General features: G+C 41.6%; 13 protein-coding genes. 11 read left to right on the top strand and 2 right to left on the bottom strand.

Annotated elements, in window-relative coordinates:
• The first annotated feature begins 442 nt into the window (after positions 1-442).
• The 11 genes from agaR to G6Q48_RS19235 all read left to right on the top strand — a co-directional run bounded on the left by agaR (position 443) and on the right by G6Q48_RS19235 (position 10,412).
• Positions 443-1,219: a transcriptional repressor AgaR gene (gene agaR, locus G6Q48_RS19285; protein WP_102140188.1), complete on the top strand. Its 777-nt coding sequence runs from the start codon at positions 443-445 to the stop codon at positions 1,217-1,219.
• Between the two features lie 51 nt (positions 1,220-1,270).
• Positions 1,271-2,554: a tagatose-bisphosphate aldolase subunit KbaZ gene (gene kbaZ, locus G6Q48_RS19280; protein ID WP_166268073.1), complete on the top strand. Its 1,284-nt coding sequence runs from the start codon at positions 1,271-1,273 to the stop codon at positions 2,552-2,554.
• An 8-nt stretch (positions 2,555-2,562) separates the two neighbouring features.
• Entirely contained in the window at positions 2,563-3,747 is a 1,185-nt protein-coding gene (locus G6Q48_RS19275; protein WP_166268072.1) for an SIS domain-containing protein, read from the top strand.
• 34 nt (positions 3,748-3,781) lie between these two features.
• Positions 3,782-4,276, top strand: coding sequence for a PTS N-acetylgalactosamine transporter subunit IIB (agaV, locus tag G6Q48_RS19270; protein ID WP_094962832.1), 495 nt, complete (start codon positions 3,782-3,784; stop codon positions 4,274-4,276).
• Between the two features lie 48 nt (positions 4,277-4,324).
• Positions 4,325-5,095, top strand: coding sequence for a PTS N-acetylgalactosamine transporter subunit IIC (gene agaW, locus G6Q48_RS19265; protein ID WP_004264436.1), 771 nt, complete (start codon positions 4,325-4,327; stop codon positions 5,093-5,095).
• Positions 5,085-5,972, top strand: coding sequence for a PTS system mannose/fructose/sorbose family transporter subunit IID (locus G6Q48_RS19260; RefSeq protein WP_102140191.1), 888 nt, complete (start codon positions 5,085-5,087; stop codon positions 5,970-5,972). The genes agaW and G6Q48_RS19260 overlap by 11 nt, the downstream gene beginning before the upstream one ends.
• A gap of 62 nt (positions 5,973-6,034) precedes the next feature.
• Positions 6,035-6,466, top strand: coding sequence for a PTS galactosamine/N-acetylgalactosamine transporter subunit IIA (gene agaF / locus G6Q48_RS19255; protein WP_102140192.1), 432 nt, complete (start codon positions 6,035-6,037; stop codon positions 6,464-6,466).
• Complete coding sequence (nagA, locus tag G6Q48_RS19250) at positions 6,463-7,635, top strand: N-acetylglucosamine-6-phosphate deacetylase (protein WP_166268071.1); 1,173 nt, start codon at positions 6,463-6,465, stop codon at positions 7,633-7,635. The genes agaF and nagA overlap by 4 nt, the downstream gene beginning before the upstream one ends.
• 37 nt (positions 7,636-7,672) lie before the next feature.
• The gene (kduI, locus tag G6Q48_RS19245) at positions 7,673-8,503 is read left to right on the top strand and encodes a 5-dehydro-4-deoxy-D-glucuronate isomerase (RefSeq protein ID WP_166268070.1); all 831 of its coding nucleotides are present in this window, start codon (positions 7,673-7,675) and stop codon (positions 8,501-8,503) included.
• 68 nt (positions 8,504-8,571) lie between these two features.
• Positions 8,572-9,327: a 2-dehydro-3-deoxy-D-gluconate 5-dehydrogenase KduD gene (kduD, locus tag G6Q48_RS19240; protein ID WP_102140195.1), complete on the top strand. Its 756-nt coding sequence runs from the start codon at positions 8,572-8,574 to the stop codon at positions 9,325-9,327.
• 17 nt (positions 9,328-9,344) lie between these two features.
• A complete protein-coding gene (locus tag G6Q48_RS19235; protein WP_166268069.1) occupies positions 9,345-10,412 on the top strand; it encodes a glycoside hydrolase family 88/105 protein in 1,068 nt (355 codons plus the stop codon).
• A gap of 167 nt (positions 10,413-10,579) precedes the next feature.
• Here G6Q48_RS19235 and G6Q48_RS19230 read toward each other — a convergent pair whose 3' ends face one another.
• Together G6Q48_RS19230 and G6Q48_RS19225 are read right to left on the bottom strand one after the other, a co-directional pair.
• Positions 10,580-11,299, bottom strand: coding sequence for an oligogalacturonate-specific porin KdgM family protein (locus G6Q48_RS19230; RefSeq protein WP_102140197.1), 720 nt, complete (start codon positions 11,297-11,299; stop codon positions 10,580-10,582).
• A gap of 128 nt (positions 11,300-11,427) precedes the next feature.
• Positions 11,428-12,987: a sulfatase-like hydrolase/transferase gene (locus tag G6Q48_RS19225; protein WP_102140198.1), complete on the bottom strand. Its 1,560-nt coding sequence runs from the start codon at positions 12,985-12,987 to the stop codon at positions 11,428-11,430.
• Positions 12,988-13,547: the final 560 nt, after the last annotated feature.

The raw sequence follows: 13,547 nt of genomic DNA, 5'->3' as shown, positions 1-13,547 counted from the left end.
AAATGAAAGAGTTTGAAAGGTTATAATTTGAGTTAGAAGCATTGAAGAGAGCACAAATAGCACGCATTAAGCCACTAATTTTTGTTTTTGATTTAAAGAAATTTTTATTTCTTTCGAATTTCTAATATCGCCATCGCACTTTATGCCAATTCTTGAGCTTATATTTAGCGATTTTTTTGCAAATATTGCTAATATGCATGCAAAACACAGGGGTTGCTTAGTAAAAGTACAATTATTGCTACTTTATTGATTGGATACTTTCCTATTCGAAGATATGATATTTAAAATTTGAAAATATCCGTAAGCAAACAACACACAAATCGAAACTTTGTGAAAGAGATCAAAAGTTTTGTTTTTTTTCGTTGTCGGTATTTTTTAGCGTAGTAAACTTAATTCGAAATCAAATGAAAGAAAAGTCATTTGGTTTCGTAAGGAGATGAAAGTGAAAGCGGCTGTTGAACGGCGCATGGAAATCCTCGACATGATTAACCAACAAGGTAAAGCACGGGTCGAAGATTTAGCCGAAATATTTAAAGTTTCAAGTGTCACCATCCGTAGCGATTTAAGCTTTCTTGAAAAAAATGGTTATGTCGTCCGCTCCCATGGGGCAGCAATCCCAAATACTGGGTTTATTGCTGAACTTAGCATCCACGAAAAACGTGGGCAGAATGCGGGCACAAAAACATTAATAGGAAAAGCGGCCGCCGCGCTCATTAATGATGGCGACACAATAATTTTAGACTCGGGGACAACGACACGAGAAATTGCGACCCACTTAAAGTCGCGAGATAGCGTTGTTGTCATGACTAACGGTTTAGATGTCGCAATGGAGTTAGCTACAGCTGCAGGCATTGATGTACTAATGACTGGCGGCGCATTGCGCAAGAATGCTTTATCGTTTTCTGGCTCACAAGCAGAAAACAGCCTCAGAAATTATCGTTTTGACAAGGTTTTTCTTGGGGTTGATGGGTTCGATTTACGCGTTGGTATCACGACACACAATGAACAGGAAGCTAGCCTTAACCGGTTAATGTGTGAAATCTCGGAAACAGTTATTGCGGTTGCTGATTCTACGAAATTCGGTAAGCGCAGTTGTCATATGATCCGTGAATTCGCTGGTATTGATGTTTTGGTGACAGACTCTGGGATCCCTGATGAATATATCCAAGAGTTAAAAAACCATAAAATTGAAGTAATCATCGTCGATAAAGAGCAATAATTCGCTAACTCCATTAACAATACAACCGTGTTGATTGTGGAGTTAGTATTAATGCATCCTTTAGAAAAGATTGTTCAGCAAAATAAACTTGGTAAACAGAATGGCATTTATTCTGTTTGCTCAGCCCACCCATTTGTTATTGAAGCTTCACTGCACCAAGCGCTGGATAATGATTCCTTTCTTTTAATTGAAGCCACATCTAACCAAGTTGACCAATTTGGTGGTTATACGGGTATGACTCCGGCTGACTTCTTCAACTACGTTATTGAAAAAGCAGAAAAAATCAATTTCCCTCTAAATAAATTAATTCTTGGTGGAGACCATTTAGGCCCAAATCGCTGGCAGGGGCTTAATGCCGCTGATGCCATGGATAATGCAGATGTCCTGATTGAGCACTATGTTGCTGCAGGGTTTAAAAAAATACACCTTGATTGCAGTATGTCCTGTGCAGATGACCCAGTTCCACTCACTGATGAAATTGTTGCACAGCGGGCCGCCCGACTTGCTGTTATTGCAGAAAAAACTGCCAAAGAAAAATTCGGTTATAGCGATATCGTCTATGTTATTGGTACTGAAGTTCCTGTTCCTGGTGGAGCAACAGAAGCCCTTGAAGGTGTTGAGGTCACAGACCCACAAGCTGCGAGAAAAACCTTAGACTGCCATGCGAAAGCATTCGAAAAAGCAGGCATCGGTGACTGCTGGACACGTGTTATTGGCCTCGTCGTGCAACCTGGTGTGGAATTCGACCATACCGGTGTTATTGACTATCAACCTGAAAAAGCACAATCATTAAGTCAAGTGGTTGATGACTACCCTCATCTCGTTTTCGAAGCACATTCAACCGATTACCAAACACCGGATGCTTACAAGCAACTAGTGCAAGACCATTTTGCCATTTTAAAAGTTGGCCCTGCTTTAACATTTGCTATGCGGGAAGCCCTCTATTCTCTGTGTGAAATTGAGAATGAAATGTTCCCAACAGAACAGTGCTCTCACTTAAAAGAGAAAATGGAACAGTTGATGTGCCGTGAGCCTGAATTTTGGCAAAAATACTACCATGGTGATGCTCAACAGCAAGCTTTTGCTCGCGTTTATAGCTTTAGTGACCGTATTCGTTATTACTGGCCTGATAAAGAAATTAACCAAGCCATAGACACCCTGATGGCGAACTTATCTTCAAAATCGATTCCGTTACCACTTCTAAGCCAATACATGCCACATCAATTTCAACAATTGAGAGAAGGCATGATCGACGGCTCAGCGAAATCCTTTATTTTTGCAAAAATTCGCGACGTACTTTCGGTATATGCCGATGCATGTAAATTTAGTCACTGAGGTTTGACATGGAATATTTAAGCTATCAAACACCTGAACTCGAAAAGCTAAACGCATTCTGGACAGCAAAAGAGATTGAGCAACAGCCTGAATGCTGGGAAAAAACAAACCAGCTAATACAAGAACAACGTGCTGAAATTGATACATTTTTAGCTAAAGTACTTCAGGCATCGGACGCACGTATTATCATGACGGGAGCAGGAACATCAGCTTTTGCAGGCCGCGCCCTTGCCCCCGTTCTGACTGGTCATTTAAAACGCCGAGTTGATGCTATCGCCACCACGGATTTAGTGGCCGACCCTAAAGAATATTTAGCAGAAGACGTACCAACGCTACTAATTTCTTTTGCTCGCTCTGGTAATAGCCCTGAAAGTGTTGCCGCCCTTGATGTAGCAGAAAAGTGCCTAACACAATGTTACCACTTAGTTTTAACCTGTAACGAGCAAGGACAGCTATATCGTTATTGCCAAAATAATACCAATGCATTAGCTATTTTAATGCCAGAAGAGTCAAATGATCGTTCATTAGCAATGACATCAAGCTTTTCATCTATGATGATGGCTGCGCTGTGTATTTTCTTAAAAGAATCGTTTTATTTGAACGAAATTCAACCTTATTTCCAAGATTATCACGACAGTTATACCCGATTTAACCTCCGTATCCGAGAAGATTATGCAGGTAAGTTTAAACGAGTCATTTATCTAGGTAGTGGGGGCCTACAAGGCCTTGCACAAGAAGCCGCCCTAAAAATGCTGGAATTAACCGCTGGTAAGGTCGTTGCTAACTTTGACACGCCTTTAGGGTTTCGCCATGGACCGAAATCTATCGTCAATAAAGAAACGTTAGTTGTGCTGTTTCTATCAAACGATAAGTACACCAGACAGTATGAGACTGACTTATTAAGAGAGGTAATTCACGATAATGCTTCAGCGAAAGTGATCGCGATCACCTCCTCTTCTGATGACACACAAATAGAAGAAAGTTTTGTTTATATTAAAAAAATGGAGAAATGCTCAGACTCAGCACTATTTTTCCCTTATTTAATGTTAGCGCAAGCCTTTGCATTCCATAGTTCCATTGCACTGGGGAATACACCGGATAACCCGTCTCCAACTGGAGAAATTAATCGAGTTGTTCAAGGTGTCACTATTTACCCGTTCTCATATCAAGAAGATGGCACCATGCCTTCTTAATGATAAATATAGCTAATAATAAGAGAGCAATTATATGCACGCACCAAATATTGTCTGGACCCGAATCGATGAGCGTTTATTACATGGGCAAATTCGAATCACTTGGGGTAAACACACTGAAGCAAATTTAATTCTTGTCGCTAATGATGATGCTGCGGACGGCCCTAACTCCGCGTTTATGCAAGCAGGAATGAAAGCTTCTGCCGGTGGAGAATATGCCGTCCGATTTTTCTCTATCGAAAAAACTATCGATGTCATTCACAAGGCATCTCCTCGTCAAAAAATCTTTATTCTTTGCAATAACCCAACAGATGTTGCTCGTCTTGTCGAAGGCGGCGTTCCTATCACTCACTGCAACGTCGGTAATATGCACTTCCATGAAGGAAAACGCCAAATTGCCAAAACAGTGTCTGTGGATGAACGCGACTTAGAGGCATTCCGTCGGCTTGTCGACAAAGGGGTAGCTTGCACAATTCAAAATACTCCAGACCAAACCCCCGTTAATGTTCTTACTCTCGCAACAGCATAAGCAGATTGAGATAACAACTTAACATTAAGGCGTTTAAGGAAAACTATTATGATTTATGAAGCTTCTCTCGTGGCTTTATGGGCCTTCTTTTGCGGTATAGATAAGTATGACGTTGCACTCAATATCCACCGCCCACTGATCACAGGGCCTGTTGTCGGCCTGATTATGGGTGATATGCAAGTCGGTTTAATTGCGGGTGCAACATTAGAATTAGCTTGGCTTGGTCTTGTTCCAAATGCAGGGGCTCAGCCGCCTGATGTTACCTTAGGTACTATCGCTGCTGTTGCATTTGCCATTATGACCAATCAATCACCAGCAGTAGCGATGGGAATCGGCATGCCAATTGCCGTTCTCATGCAAATGATCATTATCGGCTTTTTTGCTATTACCGCATTCACCATGGGGAAAGCTGACCGCTACGCTGAAAAAGCAGATGCGGCGGGGATCTCCCGGTTATTAGTCGCCACCATTACCGTTCGTTCTTTGCTCTACGCTATCGTCGCTTTTGTAACCGTTTACTTCGGTGAACACGCAGCACAATGGATTGATGAAAACACACCAAAAGTACTCCTCGAAGGCTTAGGTATTGGCGCGAAAATGGTTCCAGCAATTGGCTTCGCGATGCTGTTAAAAATCATGTGGTCAAAAGAAGTGGCTGGTGTGTTCTTTGTTGGTTTCGTCATGACTACTTATCTCAAGCTGCCAATTATGGCAGTGGCAATACTCGGCGCATCTGCGGCAGCACTGTATTACTTCTTCAGCGGTAACAACAATAAAAATAACTCACAACAAAATGAGGATTTTGAAGATGGTATCTGATAACAAAACAGCAGTAGAAACCAAAAACTTACCAGTGGGATCCTACGTTGATGGCATTGATGAGTACCAAGATACCACTGTCCGCAAAGTCATCACGAAAGGCGATCTATGGCGTTGTGCTTTTCGTGGGCTCTTTATGGAAGGTAACTTTAACTTTGAACGTATGCAGGGGGGAGGCTTTGCCTTCTCCATCATCCCAGCCCTACGCAAAATTCATGGTAATAACAAACGCGATTATGCAACTGCACTGAAAAATCACTTACAGTTTTTCAATGCGAGTCCAAAATTATTTACTTTCTTACTTGGTACAGCTGTGGCCATGGAAGAAAACAAAGAGAAGCCGTCAACTGTCAACGTTATGAAAGTGGCAGGTATGGGGCCAACAGGTGGCATTGGCGATGCTATCGACCATATGACATTGATGCCACTGACTTTAGCATTAGGTGCATCTATCGCAATGGAAGGTTCAATTGCCGGCCCATTTGTTTTCTTCTTTTTGTACCAAATTGTTCACTTTTTTGTCTATTTCGGCTTGATGTTCATGGGGTATCGCGCGGGTACCGCAGCAATGGTTAATATGAGCGATGCAACAGAAAAGCTCGCTAAAGCCGCCAACATCATGGGGATTTTTGTGATTGGGGCACTTTCCGCCACCTTCATAAAAGTACAAACCACCGCTGCTGTTGAGGTAGGCGGCAAGGTGGTTGAACTACAAACCGCCTTGTTCGACAAAATCATGCCTAACTTACTCCCGCTTTGCCTCGTCTTTTTGATGTTCAAAATGGTGAAAGGGACTGGTTTCTGGGCCAAACCGCCCGTTCTTATCTTCTCTGTCTTAGCCTTCGGCGTTATTGGCCACGTACTCGGTGTGATGTAACAGGATCGTATTAAATTGTTTTTAGGTGGGTAGCTAAGTTACCCACCAGCAAGGAGTTATCAATGATTGGTTTGATTGTTTCTGGGCACATTAATTTTGCGAGCGGCATGGCCTCTGCGGTCAAGGCTATCGCAGGTGAACAGGAAAATATGGTGTTTATTGATTTTGTTGAAACCCTTTCTCCCGATGAATTAGAACAACAAATGCGAGCCGCAATGGACGCTATGAATTGTGAACAAGTGCTCTTTCTCACCGACCTTCCTGGTGGAACCCCTTGTAACCGCGCCATGGCAATTATGATGGAAAATCAATTCGTTGAAGTTGTAGCTGGCGTTAGCCTGCCGATGATCGTTAATGCGGCATTCGAGCGTGAAGGGGTTGATGCAAAAGAACTCCTTTCTATCTTACACGATATAGGGACTCGCAGTATTCAAGACCTACGTCAGCAACTGGCTATGACGTCAGAAACTGAATTTGAAGAAGATGGCCTATGAAACAACAATATGCCCTTTTAGCGGATCGTACTTTTACTCCTGAGGGAATTCGCTATCAGCAGTATGTTCGTGTGTGCAACGGTGTTATACAAGAAATTACGGATACCGCTCCCGAACATTGCCCTGTCATCCGCCTGGAAGGCCGCTCCTTACTACCGGGGTTTGTTGATATCCATATTCATGGGCGTGCTGGCGCAGACGTCATGGATGCAAGCCAACAAGGGTTGCAAACCATAGCCGATGCATTAGCCAAAACCGGTGTTGTTGCTTGGGTGGGAACCACCGTCACCGCACCAATGGGTGATATCAAACGTGCACTCACCCAAGTCTGTGAGTTTATCGCCAAATCGCAAACATCAGGAGCCCAGTTAGTCGGCAGTTTTTTAGAAGGCCCTTACTTCACTGAACGTCATCGAGGCTCACATCCTGTTAAGTACTTAAAAGCACCGACCATTCATGAGCTGGAAGACCTTGTGCAATGTGCTAATCACACACTTTTACGGGTTGCAGTGGCCCCCGAAGCAGAAGGTGCCATTGAGGCTATTGATTGGTTAGTACAACACGGTATTAAGACCAGTGTTGCACATACTGCCGCTGATTTCATACAAACCAGTCTCGCATTTTCACATGGTGCAGATTGTGGCGTACATCTTTATAACGGCATGACGGGTTTACATCATAGAGAGCCCGGTTGCTGTGGCGCAGTGTTGTACCACGATGTCCTTGCGGAACTGATTGCCGATGGCGTTCATGTTCACCCCGTCATGATGCAGCTAGCTTATCGAATGAAAGGTTATCAGCAGCTCGCTTTAATTACAGATTGTATGCGAGCTGGAGGGTTACCGGATGGCGATTATCTCCTTGGTGCGCAAACAGTAAAAGTCACTCAAGGACAAGCCCGCACGACTGATGGCTCTCTTGCAGGTAGTACATGTAGCCTTGATAGCGCATTGCGCAACATGGTGCAACTCGCGCATGTTCCTGAGTGGGAAGCAGTACAAATGGCCACTTCGGTTCCCGCCCAATACCTTGGGATCGATGACCAATTTGGCTACATCCGAGTTGGAGCACACGCTAATTTCGCTGTTGTTGATAACAATTTTTATCTAACAGACACATTCATCAGAGGTGAACACGTTCACTCTGTATTCGGGAATACCGACCATTAAGGCCGGTTACCTATCAGTAAATTATGAGGTATTTATAATGGAAATTCGTCAACCAATTCACAGTGAGCATGCAAAAACACTTGATACTGAAGGCTTACGCAAACAGTTCCTGATCGAGAATTTGTTCCGTGAAGGGGAAATGAATCTCACTTATAGCCATATCGACCGCATTATTGTGGGTGGTATTGTTCCAACACAAAAACCACTCGCGCTAATGGCAGGAAAAGCATTAGGCGTTGATTTTTTTCTTGAGCGTCGTGAGCTGGGTGCAATTAATATTGGGGGCGCGGGCCAAGTTATCGTTGATGGCGAAGCCTATGACATCGCACCAAAAGAAGCTATTTATATCGGTATGGGCGCTAAATCTGTCGAATTTATTAGTGCCGATGCCAATACTCCTGCACGCTTCTACATGAACTGCGCACCTGCACACCATACTTACCCAACACGCAAAATTACTATCGAACAAGCTTCGCCAGAAAAATTAGGTAATGTTGAGAACTGTAACGTTCGTACCATCTATAAGTTCTTACACCCATCGATTTTACCAACCTGCCAATTATCAATGGGTATGACAGTACTCGAGCCTGGCAGCTTATGGAATACCATGCCATGCCATACCCATGAGCGCCGTATGGAAGTCTATTTATATTTCAATATGAAAGAAGACAACGTTGTTTTCCATTATATGGGTGAGCCTTCGGAGACCCGCCATATTGTTGTTCGTAATGAACAAGCCGTTATTAGCCCGAGCTGGTCGATTCACTCAGGCGTAGGAACCGCTGCTTATACATTTATATGGGGAATGGTTGGAGAGAATCAGGTGTTCCACGACATGGACCATGTTGCCATGAAAGATCTGAAATAATCCCTTTATCTTTTTGAACAAAATAAAAAACGATGTGGCTGTACCGTCACATCGTAAGTGAGGCACATATGAACTTATTTGATTTAACTGGAAAAGTCGCGATTGTCACTGGATGTAATACTGGTTTAGGTCAAGGAATGGCAATTGGTTTGGCACAAGCAGGCGCAGATATTGTCGGAGTTGGAGTCCAAGATGCCCCTGAAACACGTGCTCAGGTCGAAGCTTTAGGCCGCAAGTTTCACTATATTATTATGAATTTAATGGAACAAGATGGGCTGCAAACTTTAGTTGATGATGCCGTATCTGCCATGGGCCATGTTGATATCCTTATTAATAATGCGGGTATTATTCGTCGCGAAGACTTACTCGAATTTAGTGAAAAAGATTGGGACGATGTGATTAATATTAATCAAAAAACCCTATTCTTTTTATCTCAACGTGTTGCACGACAATTCGTGAAGCAAGGAAATGGCGGTAAAATTATTAATATTGCTTCAATGCTCTCGTTCCAAGGTGGTATTCGAGTTCCATCTTACACGGCAAGTAAGTCCGCTGTCATGGGGCTCACTCGTGCTCTCGCTACTGAGCTTTCCCAATACAACATTAATGTGAATGCAATCGCCCCAGGTTACATGGCAACAGACAACACAGCAGCACTACGCGCTGATGCAGACCGCAATGCGGCTATCTTAGAGCGTATTCCAGCAGGCCGTTGGGGAACACCAGAGGATTTGGCAGGCCCAGCTGTCTTTTTAGCCTCCAAAGCAAGCGACTATATTAATGGTTATACCATTGCGGTTGATGGTGGCTGGTTAGCTCGCTAACCTATCTGGAGAAAATAATGGAACAATCATCATTACCAAAACCATTACAGCGCGATACGGTTTTAGACGACATGAAACGGGTTTACCGTTTTCAATCAAAAAACCAAGTACGCAGTGTACTTCGTCGTAGTGGTAAAACCCGTTTTATTAAAGATACGGATTGGGAACGTGGTGTTCTGTGGTCTTGTGTTGCCGCTGCTTGGCAAGCAACACAGGATAACGAATATCTGACTGGTGTATTGGATTACACATTACATACTGGATTTCGTACAGGACCTAACCCGCGTTTTGCCGATGACCATGTCTGTACTCAAGCTTATTTAGCTGTAAGTTCACAATTTGATCATCCAGAAGTCCTTGAACCCACTATTAACGCATTCAACCTTATGTTAGCTGAGCCAAAACCAGGTCGAGAAGACTGGTGGTGGTGTGATGCACTTTTCATGGCTCCCCCAGCTTTTGCCGCCTTATCAGCTCAAACAAATGACAGTCGCTACTTAGACTACATGCATACCGCTTATTGGGATGCGGTAGACCATTTGCGTGATCCTGAAACTGGCTTAATTTATCGTGATTATCGCTATATTCCAGATGGCAAAGGCGGTGAATTGCGTGAAAAAAATGGTGAGAAAGTATTTTGGAGTCGAGGTATTGGTTGGGTTATTGCATCTATCCCACGTATCTTACAATCTTTACCTGATGGTTTCCCTGCCCGCCAGCAGTATGTGAATTTATTTGTTGAACTAATGGAAGCTGTCATTCAATACCAACAAGATGATGGTTTCTGGCGTACCAGTTTACTTGACCCACAAAGCTTCCCTGCCCCTGAAAGTAGTGCGACTGCGTTATTTAGCTATGGCTTAGCATGGGGCTTAAATCAAGGTTTACTGGAAGAGACACGTTATCTGCCTTTACTCGAAAAATCATGGTGTGCACTACAAAGCTGTATTCACCCCAATGGAATGCTAGGTTGGGTACAGCTTCCAGCGTTCAACCCACGAGATGTCCAGTATGACCATAATATGGATTATGGGGCAGGAGCCTATTTATTAGCCGCAAGTGAAGTTATTCAACTCAAGATTTAATCCATTACGACCCGATTTACCATTGCTCAAGTTGTCATTTCATTACTTTCTTTTGGCCAATTTATTGGCCATTTTTCTTGCCTTTATTTTTTCTCTCTTCTTTACAAGCCGGCAATAAAAAACCCACGATCACTCGTGGGCAAATGTATATTTAATAAAAAGTGATATTACCAAGTATATTGAATACCCACACGGAAGCGTGTTTGGCGGTCACTTGAAAATCTATTTTCTTTCACATTACCCACTTCAACAAATGGGCGCCATAAAGCACCATCATCCGCTTTAATATCATAACGAAGGCGAACGTTGTGCTGATAATCGAATTTCTTATCATTATAAAGAGGTTGAGCGTTGTCGGCCATTTCCCACATTAAATCTAACTGATACTGTAAGTCTAAGTTACCCCATTTATAACCTATCCAGCTATCAAACTCTTGGATTTTAGAGTGGTAATTACTGCCATTTTCCCCTGCTTGACCATAATCCCATACTTTCCATTTATAACGGCCTTGTAAACGAATACCGTTATCAAATGTATAGTTTAAACGGACATAAGGAACATAAACCAAACCTAATTTATCAAAATCAAGAGAAGCACCAACAAGCCCCACTAAATTTGGGTTTAATTTCGTATAATAAAAAGCTGAAAATTCAGAACCATCAATTTTCATTGCGTCATAGGCACCATCTTTATTTCCATAACGCGCATCAAGTTCAAATCCAATATTCTTTCCTGTATCCAAGAAAGCTTTAATTCTGTCCCCACTTTTTCCTGACGCATCTAAATATTGATGACGATATTCAATTGTTGTTTTATAGTTATTTGCGAGAGCATATTGTGATGAAATTGAAAATAACACTGCACTAGCAATAATTAATTTTTTCATTATCTTTATTCCAAAGCTGTGTACTATTTAAGCACGAGGATAGTGATTCCCTGTTTTATTAGAGAATAATATTTTCATTATTTTTAGTTAATGCCACCTAATTTATTAGGCGGCAATTAAGAAATAATTTATTTAACTTCGCAAGCTGAAGCTTTTTTATTTAATTTATTTGTTGTAGCTGTAATAAATTCTGTTGGTCTCCAAGAATCACCGGTTTTCTCTAACCACGGTATGAGCTCATCTTTAATTAATTTATCAATAATTGGCGCATTTTCGTCTGCGACATTTTTCATTTGATAAGGGTCATTCACATTATCATAAAGAGTATATTTCAGCGGTTGTCCATCTTGGCGGTCAATAACCAATGTATGTGTTTTCGTTCTCACGCCACGTTTACCAAACGAAGGTTCACCATACGGTATAAATAAATAAAGTTGAGAATTGGCGACATCCCCCTCACCAGTGACTACGCGCTCAGCTAAGTTACTTCCTTCAACTGAGCCAGGGATCCATTGCTCTAACCCTAATAAACCTAAGATCGTTGGGTAGATATCAGGTGCTGACATTAATGCATCATCTTGCCCCGGTTTAATTTTACCCGGTAACCGAAACATCATCGGAACACGCATCGATTCATCATATGGGTTATTCTTTGTCGGCTGGCCATTTGCACCAAGACAACTGCCATGATCAGAGAAGAAAACAACCAATGTATTATCCGCCAGCCCTTGTTTTTCAAGCTCATCAACAATACGACCAAATTGTTCATCAACACCGTTTACCATCGCCAGATATTCTTTAAAATATTGAGGACCATAACCTTCTTGGTATTCCACATCCCATTTAACATTTGGTCGAGTATTTAGCTCTTGCGAGGTTTTTCCTTTATAGGCATCGAGATACTTTTGTGGAACTTGGTCATACGGTGAATGCGGAGGGTTCATTGAAACAACCAGCGCAAATGGCTTGGTATTATCACGATACTGCCCATTTTTATTCTGTAAGAATTTTATGGCCATATCCGCTTCGTGCTCTGGTCCCCATTGGTCTACATAAATAGGTTTTTCACGAGGCGTATCATTGGCCCAATACATTGGTTTCATATGCAGGTCATATGTGCCATAGGAGTACCAAAAATCAAAGCCATGGCGGCGGTTTGGAGCAGCCCATTCATTCCAATAACGCCCTTCCATCGGGTTGTTATAGCTTTCAATAAAAGGGGCATATGGTGCATCTAAATGCCATTTACCAATATACCCCGTGCTGTAATCCAATGATTTTAAAACATCAGACCAACAATTGGCATAAGGTGATAAATCAATCCCTACCTTACCGCCATAATCATGAGCGTTGCCTGTGATACCATTACGAACAGGATATTGCCCTGTCATAAACATGCCTCGGAATGGAGAACATAATGGGTAATTAGATGCCATTTGCGTCATCACTTTCGCTTGTTTCGCAAACTTATTTAAATTGGGCGTAATTGACGGGTCTTCTCCCATAAATTGTAAGGCATGGGCACGCATCTCATCGGGGAATACTATCAATAAGTTAGGGGCGTCATCGGGCCGATAAGGCTTAATATTTGAAGGTTTTCCATCACTGGCTAAAATGGGACTAGAAACCGACATTGCTGCACCGCTGGCTGCTAATCCTTTTATAAAGGTTCTGCGCGAAACAGTCATTGCTTCATCCTCTTTTTGTTTACGTTTTCTTTCGCTTCTGGTTAATATATATTATTTATACTTTTACATAAGATCAAAAAGTAAGTGATCGAAAATATCAAAATTCAAGTAGAGATCACAAAAAATGAGCAATACACCAAGAAAAAGCCAACTAACGCACAATAAAAAGATGGTGCCAACTTATTAAAAATAAACACAATAAATTGTTTTATAAAAGAAATAAATAATTCAGAGATAATGAGCACAAAAGCTAAATTCTGTTTGTAAATTGTATGAAAATGATGCTTTCACCTCATTTAGCGAATTTTCATTTACTTTCAATAATGTAAAAAACAGGTAATCCGAAACAATACAAAAAGATAAATTTTTATCACTACCCTATATTCTGTAAAAATTAATCAATATAAGGATAATTATAAAAATTATTCAATTATCTAAAATTAAGAAAAAAAATAAAATGCCAAAATATGACTTTAATCATTCATTCCATCTAGTTTTCTATTATTTTTTCAATAAAAATATTTTTTATTTTTAGAGTGAATTATATTTTAATTATCTAA

This window comes from Providencia sp. M-27 (assembly GCF_011077905.1).
GTDB lineage: Bacteria > Pseudomonadota > Gammaproteobacteria > Enterobacterales > Enterobacteriaceae > Providencia > Providencia huaxiensis.
Note: the sequence above shows the minus strand (reverse complement) of the source record. Positions and strands in the feature narration are given on the sequence as shown.